The 23,431-nt window shown below is 63.9% G+C and carries 20 protein-coding genes and 6 pseudogenes; 13 read left to right on the top strand and 13 right to left on the bottom strand.

Annotated elements, in window-relative coordinates; all coding sequences use genetic code 11:
* The first annotated feature begins 123 nt into the window (after positions 1-123).
* The 4 genes and pseudogenes from HMPREF2757_RS10450 to HMPREF2757_RS10435 all read left to right on the top strand — a co-directional run bounded on the left by HMPREF2757_RS10450 (position 124) and on the right by HMPREF2757_RS10435 (position 2,692).
* Positions 124-1,277 (top strand): annotated as a pseudogene (locus tag HMPREF2757_RS10450) (IS1249 family transposase).
* A 46-nt stretch (positions 1,278-1,323) separates the two neighbouring features.
* Complete coding sequence (locus HMPREF2757_RS10445) at positions 1,324-1,689, top strand: hypothetical protein (RefSeq protein ID WP_070576489.1); 366 nt, start codon at positions 1,324-1,326, stop codon at positions 1,687-1,689.
* Positions 1,690-1,799: 110 nt separating this feature from the next.
* Entirely contained in the window at positions 1,800-2,411 is a 612-nt protein-coding gene (locus tag HMPREF2757_RS10440; RefSeq protein ID WP_070576485.1) for a recombinase family protein, read from the top strand.
* Entirely contained in the window at positions 2,408-2,692 is a 285-nt protein-coding gene (locus HMPREF2757_RS10435) for a hypothetical protein (RefSeq protein ID WP_070576482.1), read from the top strand. The genes HMPREF2757_RS10440 and HMPREF2757_RS10435 overlap by 4 nt, the downstream gene beginning before the upstream one ends.
* Before the next feature lie 155 nt (positions 2,693-2,847).
* Here the strand turns inward: HMPREF2757_RS10435 and HMPREF2757_RS10430 are convergent, their stop codons facing one another.
* Genes HMPREF2757_RS10430 through nrdI form a run of 4 tightly spaced genes read right to left on the bottom strand, consistent with a single transcriptional unit; the run spans position 2,848 to position 7,146 of the window.
* A complete protein-coding gene (locus tag HMPREF2757_RS10430) occupies positions 2,848-3,414 on the bottom strand; it encodes an NADPH-dependent FMN reductase (RefSeq protein WP_070576477.1) in 567 nt (188 codons plus the stop codon).
* 43 nt (positions 3,415-3,457) lie between these two features.
* Positions 3,458-4,483, bottom strand: coding sequence for a class 1b ribonucleoside-diphosphate reductase subunit beta (nrdF, locus tag HMPREF2757_RS10425; RefSeq protein WP_083304253.1), 1,026 nt, complete (start codon positions 4,481-4,483; stop codon positions 3,458-3,460).
* 30 nt (positions 4,484-4,513) lie between these two features.
* Positions 4,514-6,670, bottom strand: coding sequence for a class 1b ribonucleoside-diphosphate reductase subunit alpha (gene nrdE / locus HMPREF2757_RS10420; protein WP_070576474.1), 2,157 nt, complete (start codon positions 6,668-6,670; stop codon positions 4,514-4,516).
* Positions 6,667-7,146 carry a class Ib ribonucleoside-diphosphate reductase assembly flavoprotein NrdI gene (nrdI, locus tag HMPREF2757_RS10415; protein ID WP_070576471.1) on the bottom strand — a complete coding sequence of 160 codons (480 nt, stop codon included), beginning with the start codon at positions 7,144-7,146 and terminating at the stop codon, positions 6,667-6,669. Before nrdI ends, nrdE begins: the two co-directional genes overlap by 4 nt.
* Positions 7,147-7,329: 183 nt before the next feature.
* Between nrdI and HMPREF2757_RS10410 the strand changes: the two genes are divergently transcribed.
* From HMPREF2757_RS10410 to HMPREF2757_RS12260, 3 genes are all read left to right on the top strand, one after another.
* Positions 7,330-7,590 carry a hypothetical protein gene (locus HMPREF2757_RS10410; protein WP_083304252.1) on the top strand — a complete coding sequence of 87 codons (261 nt, stop codon included), beginning with the start codon at positions 7,330-7,332 and terminating at the stop codon, positions 7,588-7,590.
* A gap of 208 nt (positions 7,591-7,798) precedes the next feature.
* Entirely contained in the window at positions 7,799-8,038 is a 240-nt protein-coding gene (locus tag HMPREF2757_RS12265) for a hypothetical protein (RefSeq protein ID WP_370919400.1), read from the top strand.
* Positions 7,956-8,516 carry an IS5 family transposase gene (locus tag HMPREF2757_RS12260; protein WP_370919399.1) on the top strand — a complete coding sequence of 187 codons (561 nt, stop codon included), beginning with the start codon at positions 7,956-7,958 and terminating at the stop codon, positions 8,514-8,516. The genes HMPREF2757_RS12265 and HMPREF2757_RS12260 overlap by 83 nt, the downstream gene beginning before the upstream one ends.
* Positions 8,517-8,525: 9 nt before the next feature.
* Here the strand turns inward: HMPREF2757_RS12260 and HMPREF2757_RS10400 are convergent, their stop codons facing one another.
* Complete coding sequence (locus tag HMPREF2757_RS10400) at positions 8,526-9,206, bottom strand: metal-dependent transcriptional regulator (RefSeq protein ID WP_070576468.1); 681 nt, start codon at positions 9,204-9,206, stop codon at positions 8,526-8,528.
* Positions 9,207-9,575: 369 nt separating this feature from the next.
* On the opposite strand from HMPREF2757_RS10400, the gene HMPREF2757_RS10395 reads away from it, so the two are divergent.
* From HMPREF2757_RS10395 to HMPREF2757_RS10385, 3 genes and pseudogenes are all read left to right on the top strand, one after another.
* Positions 9,576-9,938 (top strand): Cd(II)/Pb(II)-sensing metalloregulatory transcriptional regulator CmtR, encoded by a 363-nt coding sequence (locus HMPREF2757_RS10395; RefSeq protein ID WP_070576465.1) that lies wholly within the window; start codon positions 9,576-9,578, stop codon positions 9,936-9,938.
* 206 nt (positions 9,939-10,144) lie between these two features.
* Positions 10,145-12,032, top strand: a pseudogene (locus HMPREF2757_RS10390) (heavy metal translocating P-type ATPase).
* Complete coding sequence (locus tag HMPREF2757_RS10385) at positions 12,029-12,337, top strand: hypothetical protein (RefSeq protein WP_070576462.1); 309 nt, start codon at positions 12,029-12,031, stop codon at positions 12,335-12,337. Before HMPREF2757_RS10390 ends, HMPREF2757_RS10385 begins: the two are co-directional and overlap by 4 nt.
* A gap of 443 nt (positions 12,338-12,780) precedes the next feature.
* Here HMPREF2757_RS10385 and HMPREF2757_RS10380 read toward each other — a convergent pair whose 3' ends face one another.
* The 6 genes and pseudogenes from HMPREF2757_RS10380 to HMPREF2757_RS12255 all read right to left on the bottom strand — a co-directional run.
* Positions 12,781-13,320 (bottom strand): hypothetical protein, encoded by a 540-nt coding sequence (locus tag HMPREF2757_RS10380; RefSeq protein ID WP_141750259.1) that lies wholly within the window; start codon positions 13,318-13,320, stop codon positions 12,781-12,783.
* Entirely contained in the window at positions 13,289-13,612 is a 324-nt protein-coding gene (locus tag HMPREF2757_RS10375) for a metallophosphoesterase (RefSeq protein WP_176745928.1), read from the bottom strand. The genes HMPREF2757_RS10380 and HMPREF2757_RS10375 overlap by 32 nt, the downstream gene beginning before the upstream one ends.
* 542 nt (positions 13,613-14,154) lie before the next feature.
* A complete protein-coding gene (locus HMPREF2757_RS10370) occupies positions 14,155-15,357 on the bottom strand; it encodes an IS110 family RNA-guided transposase (protein WP_070576451.1) in 1,203 nt (400 codons plus the stop codon).
* A gap of 224 nt (positions 15,358-15,581) precedes the next feature.
* Positions 15,582-15,914, bottom strand: coding sequence for a hypothetical protein (locus tag HMPREF2757_RS10365; protein ID WP_141750258.1), 333 nt, complete (start codon positions 15,912-15,914; stop codon positions 15,582-15,584).
* Positions 15,915-15,930: 16 nt separating this feature from the next.
* Positions 15,931-17,649: pseudogene (locus HMPREF2757_RS11530) on the bottom strand (recombinase family protein); the annotation flags it as partial.
* Positions 17,650-17,975: 326 nt separating this feature from the next.
* Positions 17,976-18,248: pseudogene (locus tag HMPREF2757_RS12255) on the bottom strand (recombinase family protein); the annotation flags it as partial.
* Between the two features lie 24 nt (positions 18,249-18,272).
* Here HMPREF2757_RS12255 and HMPREF2757_RS10355 point away from each other — a divergent pair.
* Positions 18,273-18,977, top strand: a pseudogene (locus tag HMPREF2757_RS10355) (oleate hydratase); the annotation flags it as partial.
* 303 nt (positions 18,978-19,280) lie between these two features.
* On the opposite strand, the gene HMPREF2757_RS10350 reads toward HMPREF2757_RS10355, so the two are convergent.
* The gene (locus tag HMPREF2757_RS10350; RefSeq protein ID WP_070576439.1) at positions 19,281-19,787 is read right to left on the bottom strand and encodes a DUF2254 family protein; all 507 of its coding nucleotides are present in this window, start codon (positions 19,785-19,787) and stop codon (positions 19,281-19,283) included.
* 250 nt (positions 19,788-20,037) lie between these two features.
* On the opposite strand from HMPREF2757_RS10350, the pseudogene HMPREF2757_RS10345 reads away from it, so the two are divergent.
* Together HMPREF2757_RS10345 and HMPREF2757_RS12250 are read left to right on the top strand one after the other, a co-directional pair.
* Positions 20,038-21,237, top strand: a pseudogene (locus HMPREF2757_RS10345) (IS110 family transposase).
* Positions 21,238-21,628: 391 nt separating this feature from the next.
* Positions 21,629-21,982, top strand: coding sequence for a type IIL restriction-modification enzyme MmeI (locus tag HMPREF2757_RS12250; protein ID WP_016423158.1), 354 nt, complete (start codon positions 21,629-21,631; stop codon positions 21,980-21,982).
* Positions 21,983-22,052: 70 nt separating this feature from the next.
* Here the strand turns inward: HMPREF2757_RS12250 and erm are convergent, their stop codons facing one another.
* The gene (gene erm / locus HMPREF2757_RS10335; RefSeq protein ID WP_016456425.1) at positions 22,053-22,907 is read right to left on the bottom strand and encodes a 23S ribosomal RNA methyltransferase Erm; all 855 of its coding nucleotides are present in this window, start codon (positions 22,905-22,907) and stop codon (positions 22,053-22,055) included.
* Positions 22,908-23,431: the final 524 nt, after the last annotated feature.

Raw genomic sequence — 23,431 nt, 5'->3', positions numbered from 1 at the left:
TTTCTCGGAAGACGACCTCGACGCCTCGAGGGGTTAATACTCATTTTGTGTGTACAGGATAGGGGTCTTGGCCAGTAGTCCGTAGGGCTTCAGGGATGTGTACATGCTCTGAAAGCATGCGGGGTGACCGGTTCTAGGAATCAGCCCCGATGTGGTGTATGCGCAAACAAGCTCGTCAAGAACGGTAAGACCACCGCTGGACGGACGCGCTGGCGCTGCAAATCCTGCGGCGCTTCGACAACCCAACACCGGCCGGATATCACCCGGCACGCTGAGTTCCAGGCGTTCTTGTCCTGGCTGTCCGGTCCTGCTGGGATCAACCGGCTCGACGTGAGCGCATCGACGTTTAGACGCCAAACGGCTTGGTGCTGGAACGTCACACCGACCATCGTGCCGACTGGCGAAATCCATCACCAGATCATGCTCGATGGCACCTATTTCAACGGCTGGTGCGTCCTCATCGCTCATACCGGCTGCCATGTCATCGACTGGCAGTGGTGCGACCGGGAAAAGCTCGCCTCCTGGACAGCGCTACTGGCCCGGATCCCGGCACCGGCCTACGCGATCGTCGATGGCAACGGGCCGTTGCCGAAGGCTTTGAAGAACTGCTGGCCGGATACGAAGATCCAACGCTGCTTCTTCCACATCCGTAACGCCGCCCACCGGCATCTGACACGCACACCGAAACTGCCAGCCAACCAGCAACTCCTAGCCCTGTACAAGGCCCTTTCCACCGTGAGCAGCCTGGATGAAGCAGCCGCCTGGACGGCCTCGTTCCTCAGCTGGGAAGCGACCTGGCAGACGTTTCTCAATCACCGCACCTACGCCAGGAAGAACACACCCCGGCCAGCGCACGCGAATCCGAACCAGAAATGGTGGCACACCCACATTCGAACCCGACGCGCACACAAACTGATCACCGGGCTCCTGGCCGACAACGAACTGTTCACCTGGCTAGATCCCGACGCACCGAAACCTGTTGCTGCGACCACGAACCCGTTAGAAGGCGGTCCGAACAAAGCAATCAAGGACTTCCTCAGACACCACCGCGGACTCACCGCCGACCATGCCCGCCGCGGCGTCGACTGGCTGCTCTACCAGCACACCGAACACCCCGCGACCCCTGGAGCTTCGTCACCGAAGCCCACTGGAACCCGCCCAGAACAAGGCCACAAGCCCCTACCGATGAGCTCATCGGGCCAGCCGCCTACGACACCGCTTTCAGCTACGAAGACGGCATCGGAATCCAACAAGGATGGGCCGGCAGACACCACTGACACGCCGAACCCATACACACATTTTGAGCATTAACCCACCGGTGAGGTGGACTCCACCACGGCCGACGAGCCGAGGGCCACGACCTATGCGGTCTCCGTCCAGGCGTGGTCGCCGTACCTGGAGGTCTGGACGGTCGACGGCACCGAGGTCACGCACGACAAGATCAACTGCCTCGGGCAGAAGGACTCGGTGGCCGGGACACTCGCCGACAGCTCGATCAGATGGGAGGGCAATAACCCGATGCCGGGTGCCGGGCCCACGTCACCGACCTCGATCGAGGTGACCGACGACAGCCTGCACGTCGTCGGTGAGCGGGAAACCGCGGTGATCGACCTCGAGGGCCAGAAGGAGCAGCACATCGACAAGTGCAAGGACGCCGGCGAGACCGTCGGGAAGATCGTCTTGGGATGAGGGGTGCTCAACAGGGTCTACCCGATGGGACAGACAGCATGACCCCTCGAACCCCGTCCAAAGAGGTCGGGTTCGGGGCCCTTCGACACAACTGATTGAGAGGTCTAGAGATGAATGGACAGAAAAAGGGCCAGACGGTCGGGTACGTACGAGTCAGCGCCGCCGACCAGAACGAGGCACGGCAGGTCGAGGCCATCGGCGAGGTCGACCGGCTGTTCGCCGAAAAGGTCTCGGGGAAGAACGTCGACGACCGGGCGCAGCTCGAGGAGATGGTCGCCTACGTCCGCGACGGCGACGTCGTCCGAGTGAAGAGCCCGGACCGGCTGTCGCGCTCGACGACCGACCTCCTCTCGCTCGTCAAGGAGCTGCAGGGCAAAGGCGTCGCCGTCGAGTTCGTCGACAGCCCGGAGCTGAACACCGACACTCCGCAGGGCGAGTTCATGCTCACGATCCTCGCCGCGGTCGCCCAGCTTGAGCGGGCGACCATCAGGGAGCGCCAGGCCGAGGGCATCGCGATCGCCAAGGCGCGTGGCGTCTACGAGAGGGAGCAGAAGCTCACCGACGGGCAGATCTTCAGTGCGCGTGAGCTCATCGCCCGCGGCGTGCCGAAGGCGGCGGTCGCACGAGAGCTCGGCGTCAGCAGGCAGACGCTATACACGGCGCTGGCCGGCGAGGGCAAGTATGGGGTCGATCAGACCCACAACGAGATGGAGCGGGAATGAACGACATCACGAACCAAATCCAGCGCTTCGACCGGCTGCGCGAGCGCATCGACACCGCGGGACTGGCGCAACAGGTCGTTCGCGAGGCCACCGAACTCGGGCATACCCAGACGTTCACGGCGACGCTGTCGGAGGACCTGTGCATCGAGGCCGCCGCCGAGATCGGCCTCGACGGAAGCGTGGAGGCCGTCACGATCTACCGTTCGGAGGGCGGACAGCGCGTGGATCCGGCCGCGGTCGACCCGGGCAGCGGGCTCTGGCGGGCGATGGAGGTCTGGTAGGAACGGTTCCGCACCACGTGGACCGAATGAGCGTCCCGGAGGGACGCCGCAGGGCTGTAATAGTAGCTGCGGCCAGATCGGCTTCTTTCTGCGGTCTCCAGGCTGAGGCTGAGCACCGCACCCTCGACGTGGTGAGGGTGCGGTGCTTGGCTGACTCAGGCGTGCTCATTGACGAGGCGGACGAAGCGGTCAACGTAGTTCTGGAGGAACTCGACGGTGCGCTCGGCTGTGATTCGCCCCGTATCGTCGATCAGAGTCGGTGACTGGCCAAGGAAGACTTCGGGTTGGCCGAGGGTGGGCATGTCGAAGTAGGACAGGGCCAGGCGCAGGTTCTTCTGGGAGCTGTAGCCGCCCATGCGTCCGACGGAATGGCTGATGATCCCGGCCGGGAGATTCTTCCAGGCGACGTCGCTGTTGGGCTTGGAGCCGATGTCGATGGCGTTCTTCAGGCAGGCCGGGATGGTGCGGTTGTTCTCGGCGGTGACGAACAGGACCCCATCGGAGGCCTTGATGGTCTCGCGGAACCGCGTGTACTCCTCCGGCGTGGCCTTGTCGGTGACCTCGGGGTCGTCGTAGTCGAAGTCATAGAGCGGCAGGTCGCGGATCTCGACGATGCGCGAGTCATAGCCCTCGGGGAAGTATGTGATGGTCTCGTGGGCGATCTTGCGCGCGTAGGAGCCGCGGCGCAGGCTGCCGACGATCACGGAGATGTTCTTGGTCATGTGGTGCCTTTCGTTTGGGAACAGGTTGGTCGGTCGACGGGTCTCAGAAGTCCCAGTCGGCGTCGCTGGTGTCCTCGCCCTTCCCGATGACGTAGGAGGATCCGGACCCGGAGAAGAAGTCGTGGTTTTCATCAGCGCTCGGTGCCAGGGCGGCGAGGATTTCCGGATTGACTTCGGTCTCTTCCGAGCTGAAACGTGCAGGGTAGCCGAGGTTCATCAGTGCCTTGTTCGCGTTGTAGCGCACGAACACTGCCACGTCGTCCATCAGCCCCAGCGGCTCGTACAGTTCACCTGAGTAGGCGAGCTCCAGCTCGTAGAGGACTTCAAGCAGCTCGTAGGTGAACTCGCGCATCTCGTCATGCCGTGCAGAGGACTGAGACTCGATGCCGCGCTGATATTTGTAGCCGGAGTAGTAGCCGTGCACGGCCTTATCCCGCAGGATGAGGCGGATCATGTCCGCGGTGTTGGTCAGTGTGGCGTGCACGGAGAAATGCAATGGCAGGTAGAACCCTGCGTAGAGCAGCAGTGAGGACAGCAGAGTAGAGGAGACCTTCCGTTTGAGCGGGTCGTTGCCGTAGTAGTGTTTCAGTACCATTTTGCACCGCTGCTGAAGCAGGTCGTTGTCCACGGCCCACCGGTAGGCGTCGTCGATCTCCGGAGTGCTCGTCAGGGTGGAGAACACCGAAGAGTAGGACCGGGCGTGCACCGACTGCATGAACGCGATGTTGGTGTAGACGGCCTCTTCGTGTTCGGTGCGAGCATCCTGGATCTGACAGATCTCGCCGACTGTGGCTTGCACCGTGTCAAGCATCGTCAGCCCGGTGAAGACACGCATCGTGAGAGTTCGTTCCTTCTCGGTGAGCCTCTGCCAGGCGGGGATGTCGTTGGACAGTGGCACCTTCTCGGGCAGCCAGAAGTTCGCGGTGAGCCGGTTCCATACCTCGAGGTCTTTCTCGTCGCCGACGCGGTTCCAATTGATCGGTCGCAGCCTGGCCAATGGGTCGTGGCGGTATGCGGGCGGGGTCACCGAGGTCTCGGAGAGCGGGCGGGTGGGGTTAGTGGTCGTCATGCGGGTTCCTTGGGTATGGGCTGGATTGGGTCAGAGTGTGCAGGAGACGCAGTTCTCGATCTCGGTACCTTCGAGTGCTGGTTGGCGCAGTCGGATGTAGTAGAGGGTTTTGATGCCTTTGCGCCAGGCGTAGATCTGCGCGCGGTTGATGTCGCGAGTCGTGGCAGTGTCGCGGAAGAACAGGGTGAGCGAGAGCCCCTGGTCGACGTGTCGGGTGGCTGCGGCGTAGGTGTCGATGATCTTCTCGTAGCCGATCTCGTAGGCGTCTTGATAGAAGCCGACGTTGTCATCACTCATGTGCGGGGCCGGGTAGTAGACGCGGCCGAGCTTGCCCTCCTTGCGGATCTCGATCTTCGCCGCGACCGGATGGATCGAAGCGGTCGCGTTGTTCACATACGAGATCGAACCGGTGGGCGGGACGGCCTGCAGGTAGGCGTTGTAGATTCCGTGCTGTTTCACCGACTCGCGCAGCCGTTCCCAGTCCTCGCGGGAAGGGATGGTCACGCCTGCGTCTGCGAATAGTTCGCGCACCCGCTGAGTGGCGGGTTGCCAGTCATGTTGGGTGTATTTGTCGAAGAAGGAGCCGTCGGCGTAGGTCGAGTCCTCGAAGCCGGCGAAGGTCTTACCGCGCTCAATCGCGATTTGATTCGATGCGCGGATCGCGTGATAGGTGATGGTAAGGAAGTAGATGTCAGTGAAGTCAATGCCTTCTTCGCTGCCGTAGTGGATGCGCTGGGAGGCGAGGTAGCCGTGCAGGTTCATCTGGCCCAGTCCGATTGCGTGGCTGGTCTCGTTCCCGTTCGCCACGGATGGGACGGCATCGACGTTAGTCTGGTCGGAGACACTGGTCAGTGCCCGCACCGCGGTCTCCACGGTCGACCCCAGGTTCGAGGAGTTCATGGCCTGAGCGATGTTGAGTGAGCCGAGGTTGCAGGAGATGTCTTGGCCGATTTCCTGGTACCCGATAGCGGAGTCGTAGGTCGAAGGCGTGTTGGTCTGCAGGATCTCGGAGCAGAGGTTGGACATGTTGATGCGACCTGCCAGCGGATTGGCACGGTTGACGGTGTCTTCGAAGAGCACATAGGGGTATCCGGACTCGAATTGGAGCTCGGCGAGGGTCTTGAAGAACTCCCGGGCGCTGACCGCGTTCTTTCGAATCCGCGGGTTCGCCACGAGCTCGTCATAGTGGTCGCTCACCGACAGGTCTGACAACGGCGTACCGTATTCGCGCTGCACGTCGTAGGGGCTGAAGAGGTGCATGTCCCGGTTCTCCTTGGCCAGTTGGAAGGTCACATCCGGGATGACGACGCCCAGGGAGAGGGTCTTGATGCGGATCTTCTCGTCGGCGTTCTCGCGCTTGGTGTCGAGGAAGCGCAGGATGTCGGGGTGGTGGGCATGCAGGTAGACCGCGCCTGCGCCCTGCCTAGCGCCAAGCTGATTGGCGTAGGAGAACGAGTCCTCGAGGATCTTCATCACAGGCACCACGCCGGAGGCCTGGTTCTCGATTCGTTTGATCGGAGCACCGACCTCACGCAGGTTCGACAGCAACAGCGCCACGCCCCCGCCACGCTTGGACAGCTGCAAGGCGGAGTTCACGCTGCGACCGATGGACTCTAAGTTGTCCTCCACCCGCAGCAGGAAGCAGGAGACCAGCTCTCCGCGCTGGGCCTTCCCCGCGTTGAGGAAAGTCGGCGTCGCAGGCTGGAAGCGACCGGAGAGCATCTCGTCGACCAGCCCGGTGGCCAGTTGCTCGTCGCCCTGACCGAGGTAGAGCGCGGTAGCGACCACCCGTTCTTCGAACCCTTCAAGATAGGTGGTGCCGTCGAAGGTTTTCAGAGCATACGAGGTGAAGAATTTGAAGGCTCCCAAGAAAGTGGCGAACTGGTGCCCCACGGAATGGGCGCGCTCGTGCAGTGCGCATAGAAATTCCGGGGTGTAGGCTGCCAGGAATTCGGACTCGTAGTAATCGTGGTCCACTAGCCACTCCAGGCGCTCGGCCGCCGAGGAGAAGACCTTGGTGTTCGGGACCACATGCTGGCGGAGGTACTCGGCGGCGGCCTGACGGTCCTTGTCGAACTGGATCGAGCCGTCGGAGGCGAACAGGTTCAGTTCGGCATTGAGCGCGTGGTAGTCCTTCCGCGCTCCGATGCCGGTGCGCACGGGAACCTCTGAGGCGATGGTGGTCATGCGGTTGTCCTTTCGTTGTTGACCTGGTCCCAGAAGCGGGACAGGCCGGTGTTGACGGTGTCGATGTCGCGCTGGGTTCCCAGCAGCTCGAAGCGGTAGAGCTCCGGCACCTGGCACTTGCGCGCGATGATGGGCCCGGCCAGGCAGTAGTGCTCGCCGAAGTTCGTGTTCCCCGCGGTGATCACCCCGCGCAGCAGAGCGCGGTTGGCCGGGTCGTTCAGGAAGGCGATCACCTGCTTCGGAACCGCACCCGCCTGTTCCCCGCCGCCGTAGGTCGGCACGACCAGGACGAAGGGCCGGACCACCCGAATCATGCCCTCCACCCGCGGGCGCAGCGGGATGCGCACAGCCGGCCGATCAAGCTGCTCGACGAACCGGCGGGTGTTCTCCGAGACGCTTGAGAAGAACACCAGATCCGGCGACTGGTCCGGCGCGAGTTCACGCACCGGTGCCGGGCCTTTGGACGGTGTCAGCATGGCGGACCTCCTCGCTCTCGGCTCGTGGCACACGACGCCACCAACCACTAGATGTTGTACCCCTCGGTGTTCAGGGTGTCGTATCTAGTAGTAACACTGTTGCGACTCCCTTGTCTACGCCACGCCAAAGTTTGCAACTACGCTCTGCCGAACATTACGCTGTGGGGGTCGAGAGGAGGAGGCATGGCAGAGCGCGACGAGGGTGCATGGATGGAAGCGATCGCCCTGTTCCAGTCAGCGCGCGAGGGCGAGCACGAGGCCGCCGCGCAACTGCTGCGCACAACTTCGGACCCGGAGGCCGTGGTGCTGAGCCTGCTGCGGATGCTCCGGGTCTACCTGCGCGGGGAGGAGCCCGAGAAACTCGACCGATTCATCGACGCCTCCCACCGCGCCGGCCCACCGCCTGCGCCCGGCGCGGGGCCTCGGCTGCCTCCGCTGGCCTGAGGAGACCTAGGGTGTGTTGCTAAAGGCTGATGTGTGGCGTGCGGGTGATGCTTAAGGCGTGGCGCGTACTGAGATCTCCGATGAAGTCTGGGCTGTGATCGGCCCGCTGTTCCCGGTTCCGAAGGCGACGGGGCGTCCGCCGGTGGAGCGTCGCGCGGTGGTGGAGGCGACGGCGTGACGGTATCGGACCGGCGCGCCGTGGCGGGACGTGCCGGAGCGGTTCGGGAACTGGAACACGATCTACAAGAATATCAACCGGTGGTCCGAGCAGGGCGTCTGGGCGCGCGTGCTCGAGAAGGTTCAGTCCCTCACCCACCAGCGTGGTGAGCTGGACTGGGTCTCATCGATCGACTCGACGATCGTGCGTGTCCATCAGCACGGCGCGACCCTCCGACGGGACACAGGGGGCTCGATCGAACTACAAGAAGTTCGGGCCGGAGCCGCCTGATCACGCGATCGGCCGCTCCCGCGGTGGACTGACCACCAAGAACCACCTGGTCTGCGACGGGAAAGCCAGAGCGCTGGCCTTCCTGTTGACGCCGGGGCGGGCAGCAGACACGAGCATGCTCATCGACACGCTCTCCGAGATCCGCGTCCCCGGGCGAACCGGCAGACCGAGGTCACGGCCGGACCGGGTGCTCGCGGACAAGGGCTACCCGTCGAAGGCGAACCGGGCCTGGCTGCGCGAGCACGGCATCGCCACCACGATTCCCGAACGTGACGACCAGATCGCACACCGTCTCAAGCGGCCCGGCCGGCCGATCGACTTCGGCCACGAGCAGAAAGAACGCTACAAGCGCCGCAACGTCGTCGAACGCTGCTTCAACAAGCTCAAGCAATGGCGCGGCATCACGATGCGCTCAGACAAGACGGCCCGCAACTACCACTCCGCGATCTGCCTCGCCGCAACCCTCCAATGGGTTTAGCAACACGCCCTAGCTGCTCACCAGCGAGACGTAGAGCGCATCGGTGGCCGAGCGCCCCAAGGGCACAGGTGCCACTGCGCCCGTGACGCGCACGTCCACGGCGTCGGAGAAAGGCGCACCCTCCTCCAAGGCGAGGACGGCCCCGACCACGATGCCGTGACCTTCGAAGAACTGCAGCAGCGCCGGATCCGCGTCCGAGATTCGCTCGACGAGGACCCGCTCCCCTGCTCCGATCCCCGTGAGCTGCTGCGCCTCAGGGATTACCACAGTGCCATCGGCCGCGGGGATCGGATCGCCGTGGGGATCACGCGAGGGGAACTCCAGATAGGCGTCGATCCGATCGACCATGAAGTCCGACACCGCGTGCTCGAGGTTCTCCGCCTCGTCGTGCACCTGGTCCCACGAGTAGCCCAGGACGCTGACCAGGAAGGATTCAATCAACCGATGCCTACGCACCATCGCCAAAGCGTGCGCACGCCCGACCTCGGTCAGCTCCACCGACCCGTACGGGGCGTGGGACACCAGCCCTTGGTCGGCGAGCCTGCGTACCGCATCCGACGCGGAGGACAGCTTCAGGCCCGTCCGCTCCGCGATCAGCGTAGGAGTGACCGGTTCCGTCGACCACTCCGAGAGGCCCCAGACAGCCTTGAGATAGTTCTGGGCGCTCGTGGACAGGTCAGAGACGGACATGAGTCCAGGATAGCGCGAACTCTGGACTACGAAGAGGCCGCGTAGAGAACTACGCCTCTGGCATGCCGCAGGATCATACGCTGCGCAGGCACCTCTAGAAAGTCCCTTCTGAGCCCCCGGCTTCTGAGACTGCGTTCTGGGACCAGATCACCGGCCACGCGCCGGGGATCGGGTCTCGTCTCGTCAGGGTGATGTCTGTGAGACGCGTCGAACACGTCTCACGCGGGAGCTTCGGCGACCGACCCCTGCACAAGCCAGACGAAGACGACCCGGCGAGCCATGGGTTCAGCGCAGAACGGTCTCCGACGTCCCCGAGTACCGAGCGCACGGCTCTGGCCATTAGGTCAGCAATTGCTGTATGGTCAGTACATGCTGACTATTGCTTCGCGTGTCGAGGTCATGAACCGGCTCGGCCGTGCCATGGCGGATCCGACCCGTTCGCGCATCCTGCTATCACTCCTGGACGAGCCGGGCTACCCGGCAAAGCTGGCCCGAGACCTGGAGCTCACGCGCACCAACGTTTCCAACCATCTGTCCTGCCTGCGCGGCTGCGGGATCGTCGTCGCCGAGCCGGAGGGTCGGCAGACGCGCTACGAGATCGCCGATCCCCACATCGCGGCGGCGCTCACGGCTTTGGTCGACGTCACCCTCGCCGTCGACGAGAGCGTGCCGTGCATGGATCCGCGGTGCACGGTCCCGGGCTGCTGCGCCCCCGAAGGGGCCGAGCGATGAGCGACGAGTGCTGCGGCGTCGACGAGCCGCATCGCGGGAACAGGGCGACGAAGACGGCGTCGACCCAACTGATCTCGGTCAGCAGCGGCCCGACGGCCACGGGCGATGCCTGCTGCGGCCCTGTCGACCCGACCACCGAACCATCCACGCCCGAGGGCGACGCGTGCTGCGGACCGTCCGAGCCCCGCCGCGACGAGCACGAGGACATGCCCCCATGGTGGCGCGACCCCTCTCTCGCCTTGCCTGCCGCCTCCGGGCTACTCTGGGCAGCGGGCCTGATCCTCGAGTGGACTGGCCTCGAGGTCCTGGCGCTGGTCGTCTTCGCCCTCGGGCTCGCGGCCGGGGCATGGACCTTCGTGCCCGGCACGCTCAGACGGCTGTTCACCGCAAGAGGCCGTGGACGCCTGGGCGTCGGCCTGCTCATGACCATCGCCGCGGCCGGAGCGGTGCTGCTCGGCCATGTCGGCGAGGCGGCGGCGCTGGCGTTCCTGTTCGCCTTGGCCGAGACGCTCGAGGACCGTGCGATGGACCGTGCCAAGGAAACGCTGCGCGCGCTGCTCTCGCTTGTCCCCCAGACCGCGCGGGTCTCCCGGATGTCGGGCACCGTCGACGTCCCGGTGGCGGAACTCCGGGAGCTCGACCTCCTCGTGGTCGGCGCGGGCGAGCGGGTCGCGACCGACGGCGTCGTCGCTGAGGGGCGCTCGAGCATCGACGCCTCCGCCTTGACCGGGGAGTCGATCCCCGTCGAGGTCGGCCCAGGCGACCCGGTGTCCGCCGGCGCGGTCAACGGGTCCGGTTCGCTGCTCGTCGAGGCCACCGCCGACGGCCGCGACAACTCGCTGACCCAGATCGTCGCCCTGGTAGAGCAGGCCCATGCCCGCAAGGGCGAGAAGGCCCGGCTGGCCGACCGCATCGCCCGCCCGCTCGTGCCCGCCGTCCTCGTCGCCGCCGTCGTGGTCGCATTGTTCGGCTTCCTCGTCGTCGACCCGTCGACGTGGATCGAGCGTGCCCTCGTCGTGCTCGTGGCAGCATCCCCGTGCGCGATGGCGATCGCCGTTCCCGTCACGGTCATCAGCGCGATCGGGTCGGCCTCGAAGTTCGGCGTCGTCGTCAAGTCCGGTGCCGCGTTCGAGCAGCTCGGCACGATCCGCATGGTCGCCTTCGACAAGACCGGCACGCTCACGCAGGGCAGTCCGCAGGTGACGGATGTCCGAACCGTTGCCGGGACCTCCCGCGACGATGTGCTCGCCTGGGCGGCCGCCGTAGAAGCGACCAGCACCCATCCCCTGGCGGCCGCGATCTCTGCCGCCGCCCACGACGTCCCGGCGGCAGAGGAAGTGAACGAAGAGGCCGGGCACGGACTCGCTGGCCGCGTCGACGGCCGGGCGATCAGGGTCGGCAGTCCCCGGTGGCTCGACCCGGCGGGTCTGCGCACGGATGCTGATGAGCTGACCGAGGCCGGGATGACCGTCGTGGTCGTCGAGGCCGACGGCGAGGCCGCCGGACTGATTGGAGTGCGCGATGAGCTACGCCCCGAGGCCGCCGAGACGGTGCGCATGCTCCGCGACCAGGGCATCGGCACGGCCATGCTCACCGGCGACGACTCCCGCACCGCGCGCCCTGGCACGGGAAGCGGGCATCGACGACGTCCGCGCCGAGCAGCTCCCAGCCGACAAGGCGACCGCGATCACGGAGCTGACGTCAGCCCGACCGACTGCGATGGTCGGCGACGGCATCAACGACGCACCCGCGCTGGCCACGGCCACCGTCGGCATCGCGATGGGAGCCACGGGCTCTGCCGCCGCCGTGGAGTCGGCCGACATCGCCTTTACCGGCCACGACCTGCGCTTGATCCCCGCCGCCCTCGCCCATGCGCGGCGCGGGCGGAGAATCATGACGGCCAACATCGTTCTCGCGCTGACGATCATCGTCGTCCTGTTCCCGCTCGCCCTGTTCGGCGTGCTGGGACTGGCCGGCGTCCTCCTCGTCCACGAGGCCGCCGAGGTCGTCGTCATCCTCAACGGCGTGCGCGCCGCGCGCCGCCCGGCTGCTCTGCGGACGGGTAGTGCCGTGAGAGAGCGGGACCCGGCATGATGCGCACCAATCCGCTGGACGGACTGCCGATCGCCTGCGCGTTCACGCCGGGTGCGGGCAAGGACCAGATCGAGCGCTGGCGAGCCTTCGACGACGAGTACGCCCTCGGCGTCGAGCGCACGGAGACCAGGGTCGTTGTGCGCTATGCCAGGACGGACGAATCCGTTCAGCGGCTGCGAGAGCTCGTCGCGGTCGAGAGCTTATGCTGCTCCTTCGTCGACTGGGGAGTCGAGGACGACCGGAAACGCCTGCTCTTCGTCGTCACAGGCAGCGCCGAGCAGCTCGCCGCGCTCGACCTCGGATAGTCGAATCGACGGCTCAGTCTTGCTAGCCTGAGACCACTACATCCCCCACGCCTCTCGACGACGCGCACTTGGGGGATTTTCTCTGCTCAGACCAGTGTGAGCGCCCACGCGCTCATCGCGCTGGACCTTCCCCACGAGACGACTATCGCCCCGGGAGTCCGAACCGTGAGGTCCGAATAGTCACCGGGGCGTTACATTAGACAGTATACCGTAGTCGTGCCCTCGACTCACGGGCGTCGGCGCGAGACGAGCCCGTCCTCGTAGGCAAGGACGACGAGATGGGCCCGGTCCCGGACGTAGAGCTTCGAGCGCGGGGCACTTCTACCACGGGCCCTCACCACCATGGTTGCCGGGATCGCACGCGTGAGGACCAGAATGCTGGTGCCGGCCGTAAGCCCTGCCTTCGTAGTCCGACCAATGCTCGCAGCGCTGAATTCCAGGCATCAGTCCGTCTCCACATCCGGCCCGGCAACGAAGGACTCGTACGTCGCATCAGCGGCCGAGAATCGCAAGACGTTCAACCGGCCGGTCACTTCGACTGACCCATCGATGTAGTAGTGGCTGTCGCCATCATGGAATGTGCCATGGGATCCGTCTTCGTGCATCTCGGATGTGCGGACGTGGCCGGCGATCACTGTCTTGATGAACGGCCCGAACGTCGGAGGGAACTTTTCGGCGAGCACGTGGTCGGGCGTCGCCGCGCGCCACATCTCCCCCGCCTCTTCGTCCACGCCGGCGTGCACGAAGATCTGCTCGTCGGTCTCGTGGACGCGCGGCAGCCTGCGCAGCCAACCGACGATCTCCGAGTGCTTCATCAGAATCGCGTTCTTGATGTTGTGGTTCATCGTCGGCCCGTCGAGGACGGACGCGTCGCTGCTGGGATCGCCGTGCCCGAGCGCATGAGCGAGCTCAAGAGGGTCGAGGAACGATTTCACGGTGCCGAGGTCAGCATCACCCAACAGCCAGGAAAGAGTCATCGTCATCGCCGTCCAGCCAGTCGAGAAACCAGTCGTCGTGGTTCCCGAGCAGCGCGGTCACTCGTTCCGGGAACCGCTGCTGCAGGTCCCTGACCGTCTCGAGCACCTCGCGGCTGGCTGGGCCGCGGTCGACGTAGTCGCCAAGGAGGACCAGCTCGGCAGCGGGGTCGCGGTCCAGGTCAACGAGCTGAAGGGCCGCGTGGAAGGGGTCGATGTGGCCGTGGATGTCAGACAGGGCGTACGAGCGGGCTCCGAAGCTGACGGACGAACAGCTCTTCACCGCCCGGGAGTTGGTCAAGCACGGCGTCCCGAAGGCGGCCATTGCACGGGAGCTGGGTGTCTCGGCAGACGCTGTACACCGCGCTTGCCGGCAAGGGTGTCTACGCACCCGACGATGAGTGAGTGTGCACAAAGAGCCCCGCGGTCAGAACGATCGCGGGGCTCTTTCTGCGCTCACCTGCTGGCAGCGACGCCGGTCGACGGAGAGGATGGAGACCATGACGCCGACGAACCCGCCCAGCCTTAATGACGCCGTCCGTGAAGCCGTCACCATGCGTCCGATCCCCCGGGAGGCACTACGGGCCGGAGCCAAGGCCGCGGCCGATGTCGCCATGAGACGTCACACGCTTGGTCGGTCGGTCACGCGGGACAGCGAAGGCTGATCAGACGTCCGGCCAGTGACATCGCCGGCTGCACTCAAATGCCGGGGGGTGCCCCTATGTTTTTCGTCAAGGGGTAAAGGTCAGATTCCTCAAGAATATTCGGTTTGGCTCGGATGTCAGGGGTGATCGGTCCGGGAACTGCCTCCCAGACTGACCTGGCACTTCGCTTCAGTACGGTTCAGGCAGCTGTGGCCGCCTCGGGTGTGTGGAAGTAAGCGCCATCGCGCAGCATCGCGTACAGCACGTTGCAGCGCCTGCGCGCTAAGGCGATCAGTGCTTGATTGTGTTTCTTATGCTCGGCACGTTTCTTGTCGTAATAGGCCTTCGACAACGGGTCCTTCAACGCAGCGAACGCGGACAAGAACAACGCTCTTTTGAGGATCTTGTTCCCCCGACGCGAGGAATGGTCTCCTCGGATCGAGGTTCCTGACCGCCACGTCACCGGTGCCAGGCCGGCATAGGAGGCGAGGTGTCCGGCGGATTCGAAGTCCTTACCCACGACCTCGGTCAGGATCCGCGCCGCGGTCCTGACGCCGACTGCCGGCATCGACGTCAGGAGCCCGAAAAGCGGATGTGATTCCACCAGCTCCTCGATCCGGGCGAGTACGTCGTCCCGTGACGTTCGTGTCTGCGCCAACGACGTCGCCAACTCGGGTAGGACGAGTCCGGCCGCGTCGGTGCCCGACACCTCCACCGTCTGCCCATTGAGTGCGGTGAAGATCGCTGTCGCCCACCTCTTCCACGCCCGGGGTGCCTGCTTGCGCAGCAGAGTCTCGACTCGGTGTTTCCCGGCATGCTTGAGCGCTTTCGGTGTCGGGTATTTCGCCAGCAGGGCCAGCATGGCCGGATGATCCAAGTGCGGACCGATCACGGTCTCGAGTCCGGGGTGGATCTGAGTGAACAGACCGCGGATCCGATTCGACGTGGCCGTGGCTTGTTTGGCGAGGTCATCGTCGTAGCCGCACAGCATCGACAACTCCGCGACGTTCTCATCCGCGGCCCGAATGCCCCGCAGCGTCTGCGGCATGGTTCGGGCGGCTTCAGCGATGATGCCGGCATCGCGGGCATCGGTTTTCGCCTCGCCAGGGTGTAAGTCAGCAATGCGACGCATCGCCAACCCCGGCAGGTAAGCAACCGCGAAGCCCTCTGCTTGGGCGACCGCGATGGGCAGGGCCCCGATCGTGGCAGGCTGATCGACAACAACCAGCAGCTGACCGTGTTTGGCCAGCCGGGTGAGTAGGGCTTTCAGTTTCGTTTCGTTCTGCGGCAGTGCCTTCGATAACAGTTGTTTTCCGTCGCGATCAACAGCGACGGCGTGGTGGTTGTGTTTGCCGACATCGATGCCGATGAATACGTCGGTGTCAGCGTGGTTGGTGATCATGTCACTCATCTTCTTCGACTCATGTGACCGGACATTTTGGTTGTGGTTCGGCTGGCCGGTGGTGCTGTGGCTCCAAGGTTCGGCATCCACGTTACGGTCGGGCTCAAGGCATGGGTTCTGCCAGTGGTTCTGGCCCCTATCAGCGATTTCCCTGGTGCCTTCGAACCCCGGTGACTACACCCTCCGGATCATGATGACTGGGGGCATCAATCATGCCGGGGCCCTTAGGCCAGCGACCCCTTTCTATCCTGACGGATGGTGGGGCTACTTAAAAGGTAACGGGGGGAATCGTCCTGCACACCCTCGGCAAGGACTTCCTGTGCGACAGCGACCCGTCGATCCCCCTGTCGGACAGACCACAGGGCCTTATCCGTCGGGTCGAGGTCGAGGAGGTCGGCCATCTCGTCCCAACTCAGTCCGGCCTCGTGCATGGTCCTCATCCGAGCCACGATGGACCAGTACCGCCAGCGTTCAGCGGCCAGTGGGTCATGGGCGGCGTCCTGCCGGTAACGACGGAAGTCCCGGCGAGCTTGGTCGGCTTCGGTGGTCATTGGCACTCCCCTTCCTCAACCGTCACGTGCGGACGGTCGCCTGCGTCTGCCTCTTGTTGCCGGCCACATCAGTCCAGGACACGACGCACTCGACGGCATCAGGTGATCCCATGGCCAGCAGCAAAGGGAACCTGGCTTCGCCACCGGGCGGGATCGTGCCGAGGGGCCCATCTTCTCGATGCACGCCGAAGTAGGCATCTTCGGACAGGTCCTCGAACTCGAAATCGACATCGGTGGCCGGCCCCTTGGACATGTTGTGCAACACCAGCGACCAGTGGCGCTGTGTCTTCACTCGCCCTTTGCTGTCGGTGCGGACGCTCTCACGTACCTCCGCCCGCGGCCACACGCCCTCGGATGGGTCTGGGCCTTCCGGCTCAGCACTCTTCGATGCCTCGACCGACTGCTGGAACTGCGCGGTTGCCCGGCTGAGGAAGTTGTTGAGGTGGCCCACCAGGTCACCGTCATGCGCATACTCGAAGACAAGTGCTGTCTGGCGCAGTTCGTTCAGGTAGGAGTCCAATCGCTTTCTCTCATCCAGCGCCGGACCGCTCAGAGGCGATCGTGGGCTCGAGTTCGCCAGAACGGCCACCGACTTGCCGGCATCGACGAGGACCCTGATCTCCTCAGCTGTTCCTGAGTCCGCTTCGCCGGTCTGAGTGCCGAGGCGGTCGTAGAAGAGAGCGACGGCGAAGTCGGCCTCCTCGACGATCTGATCGTTGAGGATCGCCTGAGGACGCTCACCGAACTCGGGCACAGCATGTTCGGTCCACGACACCGGAAGGACCGTGAGCCCGACGACGCGGCCGAGGTTGAGATTCCACTGGCTGATCGTTCGGCGAATGACAGCCATGTCTGCAGTCGGCACGTCGCCGGGAGCCGAGATCAGCAGATGCAGGGCGAGAGTCGGATAGGCCATCATCGGCTCCTTCGTGTGGTCGTCAGGTCGTGGACGTCTTCTGCGTGACCTTACCGTCTCGGGGTCGAAAGTCTTCCTTCCCCGCGGGTGCGGGTACAGCCGGACAGTGCAGAAGAAGTCGATGACCCGGCGCTTGATCATGAGGTCCGCGTTGTCGAAGGCCGTCACGGGGTCCTTCGCGTCCAGCACTCCCCCGAGATCGACCGTGGCCGTCAACGACCGGCGTTCGGCCTCCAGGGCAGCGATGGCAGTGTTCTCGCGGTCGCGGATGCGCTTGAGATCGTAGCCTTCGATGATCTCCTGGTCGTAGTCGTGCTGCGCACGCTTGACCCTGGCCTGGTGGGTGCCGATCTGGGCCCGAATCGCCTGCAGGCGCGGCTCGTCACCTGTGGGGATCGCATCTGCCAGGTCCGGTCGGGCCAGACGTGCCCGGATGATCTTGAGTACCCACGGCTCCACATGACTGTGCGAGCGGTTCAGGTGGCCCGCAGGACAACGGTATCTGTTCGAGGACGTGATCACCGGGGTCTCGCAGATGCCGCAGAGGTAGAGACCGGAGCCGAGGTGCTTTCTTGCCGTGGAGCCGGTGCGGTTGGTGATGCGCTTCGGCTCGTTCAGACGTTCCTGGACCGTCCACCACACCTCCGGCTCCACGATGGGCGTCCACTTCCCCATGACGGGGTTGCCGTCGTCATCACGCAGGATCTGGGCGTACCAGCTGCGGCGCTTGTTCTCGGCCCGGTCGTTGCGGTCGGTGTATACCGAGTAGCCGGCATAGCGCGGGTTGCGAAGGATGCCCAGTACCGTCGAGGAGTCCCAGGGACCGTCGTCGGGTACGGGTTGGGCGGAAGACCAGCTGCTTCACGTTTCACATTACGCTCGATTGCCAGCACCCTGTTGCGCTTGGGCAGATGCGGCAGCGAGGCCGGAACATTGTTACCGACGACACCTGACAGCGCCTTGGCAATCGATGCGACCGTGGGACCGTCTTGGATGGAGAAGAGTCGGTAGATCTCGTGAACGACCACGGCCTCGTCCTCGATGAGGTCGCCACTGGTGGCATAGCCGAGTGGGCGAACGCCCTTGGGGGCTCGACCCTGCCGAGCGCGTTGCAACTGTGCGGCCGACTGCCTCTCACCTTTAACCTCGATCTCGTTGCGGGCAATGGCGGAGAACATGTCGGCGGACAGCCGCCCCGCGGCGGTCGTGCAATCGATGTCGGAGCCTTTGGAGAAGGTCAGGAGGATCTTGTGCTCCTGGGCGGCCTCGATGATTCGCACACCGTCAGCACGGTTGCGCTCGAGGCGCGGCCACTCCTGCGCGACGATGACATCGATCAATCCACTGGCGACGTCGGTCAGAAGACGCTCGAAGGCGGGACGCTTCTTCCTGCCGGAGCCGGTGGTGTCGTTGTCCTCATACACTTGGACGAACGTCCACCCCCGCCGCTCGATGAGCGCATCCCCGCCTACATCGAGCGCATCGCCCAGCGCGATCCGTTCAGCGGCCGCGTGGTCACCGGCGGCATCGTCACCGCCGAGGACTCCTCCTGGCTGCTGAGCTGGACGGTCGATCGCCAGCCGCACTTCAAGAAGCAGCCGAAGGATCAGATCGTCGTCTGGGTCTACGGTCTGTTCGTCGACGTCGACGGCGACTACGTGAAGAAGCCCCTGGCGCAGTGCACCGGCGAGGAGATCACCCAGGAGTGGCTCTACCACCTGGGCGTGCCCGTCGATGAGATCCCCGAGCTCGCGGCGACCGGCGCCCGGTGCGTGCCGGTCATGATGCCCTACGTGACGAGCCAATTTATGCCCCGCCGCGCGGGTGACCGGCCGCAGGTCGTGCCGGAGGGGGCGGCGAACTTCGCGTTCCTCGGGCAGTTCGCGGAGACCGGCCGCGACACGATCTTCACGACCGAGTACTCGGTGCGCACCGGCATGGAGGCCGTCTACGAACTCCTCGACGTGGAGCGCGGCGTGCCGGAGACCTGGGGCTCCACGTACGATGTGCGCGACCTCCTCGAGGCCTCGGCGCACATGCGCGACGGCAAGAAGATGGAGATGCCCGGCCCGGCCGCGCTGCGCGGCTACCTGCGCGACAGGCTCGAGCACGGGGAGATCGGCCAGCTCCTCGAGGAGCACGGCCTCATCTGAGTCCCGCCCACCGCGGGTGCGCCTCGGGCCCGGCCCCGAGGCGCACCTAGGCTGGTCCCATGTCGCCCACCGCTCCCCTCGGCTCGGAATCCCGCCTGCCCGCCGCCTGGCGGCCCTGGCGCCGGCCCTCGCCGCTGGCCGGTGCGCGGCCCACGCCGGCCCAGCTCGCCGCGGCGGCGGACGGCCCGGCTCGCGACGACGTGCCGCCGCTGCCCGGCGATGCCGAGTCCGCGGGCCTGGTGCGCCTGCTCATCGTGGGCATCACCGCATGCCGTCAGACCTTCGACCGTCCCGGTGCGGTGCTCAGGGCGCAGCCGGTGACCGATGAGTCCCGGGGGCACCGTGGGTGCCGGGGTGGCCGGACGGGGTGGCCCTGTGGGCGCTGCCCAACCCCAGCGGGCTCAACGTCCATGAGACCGCCGCAACGGTGGCGCAGAAGTGGCGGGAGGCGTGGGCGGCCAGGAGCGCCTCGCGCTTGGCGATGTCCGGGGGGAGTTCGGTGAGGATGTCCTCGATCTCCTCGAGCGCCTGGAAGGCGCGGCTGGGATCGTTGGCCGCGGGCGAGAGCGCCTTGAGCGCGATGTCGACCATGGCGCGGATCGCGCCGAAGGGCCCGCTGGCGGGCGAGAGCACGTCGCCGAACGCCAGCGCCGATTCGAGCGCGCGGCGCTGGGCCCGGCCCACCGGCGCCGAGGTCCGGAAGAGGATCCCGCCGCTCGGCACGGGGGTGCCCAGGCTGGGCACGAGCTCGATGCGCATGCCCCACGCACCCTCGCAATCGAGCAGGCGCGGGATGTTAACGGCGAGCACAAAGTCCCCGTTACCTTTTAGGTGTCACTGCTTTCCGTCAGGATAGGTAGTGCTGGGAACCGGCTGACCCCGGCATGATGTCTGCCCCCAGTTGTCCATGATCCGGGGGTGTTGTCACTGGGATCAGTCTGGTTCGTTCGGATCGCTAATAGAAGCACGCTCTGAATACTGTGGGGCTGCGTAACGTGGATGTGAGCGAACGAACCATCGGTGACCTAGTTTGTGCTTAAGAGACCGAAGAAGGTAACCGATGCAACCACAAGTATTTCTTGGCATCGATGTCGGCAAGACAGAACATCATGCCACCGCTGTTGACCATGATGGCCAGGTAGTGCATGACAAGCCATTGCCGCAATCCGAACCGAAGATCCAAGAACTGTTAACAGCTCTTGCCGCCAAGCATGAACAACTGCTGGTCGTGGTGGACCAGCCTAAAACCATAGGCGCGTGAGTTTTCGCGGTAGCCCAACAACTGGGGATTGCCGTTGCCTACCTGCCGGGGCTGACCAAGCGCCGTGTCGCTGATCTTCATCCAGGCCAGGCGAAGACCGATGCCAGGGATGCATACATCATCGCTGATACAGCCCGCACCATCCCCCACACACTGCGCGGGATCACTATCGCGGACGAACACATCGCCGAATTGTCAATGCTGTGTGGCTTCGATGACGATCTGACCGCCCAGCTGACCGGGGTACGCAATCGGCTGCGCGGCCTGCTCACACAGATACATCCTGCCCTTGAACGGGTAGTGGGACCGCGCCTGGCCCATCCAGCAGTAGTAGATATGCTCAGCCGCTATCCCACTCCCGCAGCACTGCACGAGGCAGGACGCAGCCGCGTGAGAACACGATTGAAGAAACTCGCACCCCGCATGGCGGCCCGCCTGGCTGACGAGATCTTTGCAGCTTTGGCCGAACAAACCACCATCGTGGCCGGAACAAACACTGCCGGGCACATCATCAGCCGACTCGCCGCTCAGCTTGCACAGCTGACCGAGCAGCGCGCCGATATTGAAGCTGAGATCTTAACGGTGGTCGATGCTCACCCTCGAACCTGCGTCCTGACCTCTATGCCCGGCATCGGGGTCAGGACAGCCGCGCGTATCCTCACAGAGGTCGTCGGCAAGAACTTCAAATCCGTCGCACACCTAGCCTCATACGCCGGTATCGCACCAGTAACCCGCCGATCCGGAACTTCCATTCGCGGTGAAGCACCCTCCAGACGCGGAAAGACAACCCTCAAACGCGCACTATTCCTATCAGCCTTCGCATCTATCAAAGCCGACCCATTCTCACGTGCGTACTACGACAGAAAACGTGCCGAGGGCAAACGCCATAACCAAGCCATCATCGCCTTGGCCAGACGCAGAACCGACGTCCTATACGCCATGCTTCGCGATGGCACCCTTTACGAACCCCGCCCCACGCAACAAGCTCCAGCAGCTTGACGAAAACTATAGAAGCACCCCCCGTACTACACGTTAAACCGGAACTCCACGGAGTGTCGTCGATAAATAACTATTCGATGCGCAAAGTACAACGAAATACCGCTAGAAACAGACAACATATGGGGGTGCACAGAAACACATATAGGTTCTGCGGAAAACCTATAGGGTGCGTCGCTAAAAACCGCTGTGCGCGAAAAACATAAAGGGTTTACGGACCCGGTCCCAGACCCCTCAATACTCTGAGCCGGAAGAATGGAAAGTGGAAGGTTGATGTATCCCCACTATTTATTTTTTCCGTTTTTCGGAGTACATCGGGAGCTACAACTGCGGACCAGCTCTGTGTGAACTAGATGAGAAGGCGCAGCAGCGAATCATCGACGCTGGACAGTTGGTGCTGCGGGCACGCGAGCGGCACCCCCAGCGGTCACTCGCGGAGCACTACAACCCGTTATCGATGGACCCAATTCTGCTCAAGGCCCACAACAACTTGGACCGGGAAGTCGATAAGGCTTTCGATGTGGCACGCAAACTCACCAACGAGCGCCAGCGCCAGGAGCTACTGTTCGCCAGCTACGGGGAGTTGGCGAGGGGCTATGTCTCCTCGCTTTCATCAAAATCGAAACCACCAGCAGGGTCGTTCCCCGTGCGGGTGATTTTGATCGGTCCCGCTGCTGGGTGTAGAACCCTGTCGCTGGCAACGCCGGGAACTATGACTGTGCCCGACGAGAACACGTCACTGCCATAACGCGGCTCACGGTAGACGAACATGGGTCGTTCACTACTACTGGTGGATTTCGGTTTTGGTGGTGGGGGGATTACCGCCGCCGGCCTCGATTTTTCCGTTGAGGAGGGCGTTGACTACTTCCCGATTGTGAAATGGGCCGATGGCGCGGTGAAGAGGAACCAGTCACCTGGAAGAGATCGATCCAGTCGCTGGTGTGCAATCTGGGAGGTAGGGTTGCGGGGTCGATTCCTCGCGAGCGCAACCATGATTGTGTCTCTGAACGTGATGAAAACAACCCTGCCCTTCGGAGAATTTCCCCTATCCCGCGTCCCCGGGCGGTGAAAACGGTGTGCACCATCGCCTGAAAGGCTTTGCGTTGCTCTATCGGGATCTTCGGGTCACCCACCCGGCGGATCACTAAGATCCCCCCGTCAACGTTTGGCTGTGGCCGGAAAGCAGACCTTGGTACTCGGGAACCAAGGTGAAACGTGAACCATGGGGACCACTGAGCTGTCATCATCGTGCTTGCACCTACCCCGGCCCGGCGGCGAGCGACTTCCCACTGCATGAGGAGTACAGCGGCAGTCCATGCCGGCGCATGCAACAACTTTCGAAGAATGGCAGTGGTGAGGTGAAAGGGAATGTTTCCCACAATGACGCAGGGAGTGGCGGGTAACGGGAAGTTGAGGAAATCATCATGGACCACTTCGACCGACGCCGAGGCGGTCTTTTTTGTGAGTTTGGCAGCTAGTTTTGCGTCTACCTCAACTGCCGTTATTGCCCTCCCCAAGTGGGATATCGGGTGAGTGAGGGCACCGCTTCCTGGCCCGATCTCAATGATGGGGCCGGAGGTTTGTTTTACAAGATCGACGATGGAGTTGATGATCTTGTGGTCTGTGAGAAAATTTTGGCCATGTTCGTGACGGCCGTATCCGTATGTAGACATCAGGTGTGCTCCGTGGAGTTGAAACGGAGCCGGGCATGGCAAATGGCCGCCCGGCTAAAGGACCGGAGCGGTTTCTAACCTGCGGGAGGGAGAAAACCGCCTTAGCGGCTGGTGAGCGGCCGCATGAAAACGGAACCTGAAATCAACATGGGCCTATCGTATCCAATTAATTTCGCAGGGTCCAATACGGTGAGAAAGAAGACAACCGCACCGCAACAGTGCAAGACCTCTCTGGATTGGAATTTAATCGAACATGGGTTTGGGGTACGACGCGCCCTACTCGGAGTGGCACGGACACTACGGCTGCGCGCCCACACACAACAGTAAAGAGCTCGGCAATGCACAGACACGTAACGAGAGCGCCACAAATGTATGTACGTTTAAGTTACAGCATCGACACTGACGCTCCACATGGAGGGACGGCCGCAGCCCTGCAGCAAGCACACGGCAGGGTGTCTGCTTCGGGCGACGTGAAATTACGCAGAAAAATGGCTCTTCCGGTTCTAGAGTGCGTTGACCCGGGC

The organism is Brevibacterium sp. HMSC063G07 (assembly GCF_001810665.1).
Taxonomy (GTDB): Bacteria; Actinomycetota; Actinomycetes; order Actinomycetales; family Brevibacteriaceae; genus Brevibacterium.
The sequence above is the reverse complement of the archived record's forward strand: the minus strand, read 5'-3'. Positions and strand labels throughout refer to the sequence as shown.

What these genes read in the sequence shown, in the direction of transcription:
- HMPREF2757_RS10440 (WP_070576485.1), top strand. Translation starts at nt 1,800, where the DNA reads ATGAATGGACAGAAAAAGGGCCAGACGGTCGGGTACGTACGAGTCAGC.
- HMPREF2757_RS10400 (WP_070576468.1), bottom strand. Translation starts at nt 9,206, where the DNA reads ATGTCCGTCTCTGACCTGTCCACGAGCGCCCAGAACTATCTCAAGGCT.
- HMPREF2757_RS10430 (WP_070576477.1), bottom strand. Translation starts at nt 3,414, where the DNA reads ATGACCAAGAACATCTCCGTGATCGTCGGCAGCCTGCGCCGCGGCTCC.
- nrdE (WP_070576474.1), bottom strand. Translation starts at nt 6,670, where the DNA reads ATGACCACCATCGCCTCAGAGGTTCCCGTGCGCACCGGCATCGGAGCG.
- HMPREF2757_RS10385 (WP_070576462.1), top strand. Translation starts at nt 12,029, where the DNA reads ATGATGCGCACCAATCCGCTGGACGGACTGCCGATCGCCTGCGCGTTC.
- nrdI (WP_070576471.1), bottom strand. Translation starts at nt 7,146, where the DNA reads ATGCTGACACCGTCCAAAGGCCCGGCACCGGTGCGTGAACTCGCGCCG.
- HMPREF2757_RS10380 (WP_141750259.1), bottom strand. Translation starts at nt 13,320, where the DNA reads ATGACGATGACTCTTTCCTGGCTGTTGGGTGATGCTGACCTCGGCACC.
- HMPREF2757_RS10370 (WP_070576451.1), bottom strand. Translation starts at nt 15,357, where the DNA reads ATGATCACCAACCACGCTGACACCGACGTATTCATCGGCATCGATGTC.
- erm (WP_016456425.1), bottom strand. Translation starts at nt 22,907, where the DNA reads ATGTCTACATACGGATACGGCCGTCACGAACATGGCCAAAATTTTCTC.
- nrdF (WP_083304253.1), bottom strand. Translation starts at nt 4,483, where the DNA reads ATGACGACCACTAACCCCACCCGCCCGCTCTCCGAGACCTCGGTGACC.
- HMPREF2757_RS10395 (WP_070576465.1), top strand. Translation starts at nt 9,576, where the DNA reads ATGCTGACTATTGCTTCGCGTGTCGAGGTCATGAACCGGCTCGGCCGT.
- HMPREF2757_RS10435 (WP_070576482.1), top strand. Translation starts at nt 2,408, where the DNA reads ATGAACGACATCACGAACCAAATCCAGCGCTTCGACCGGCTGCGCGAG.
- HMPREF2757_RS10410 (WP_083304252.1), top strand. Translation starts at nt 7,330, where the DNA reads ATGGCAGAGCGCGACGAGGGTGCATGGATGGAAGCGATCGCCCTGTTC.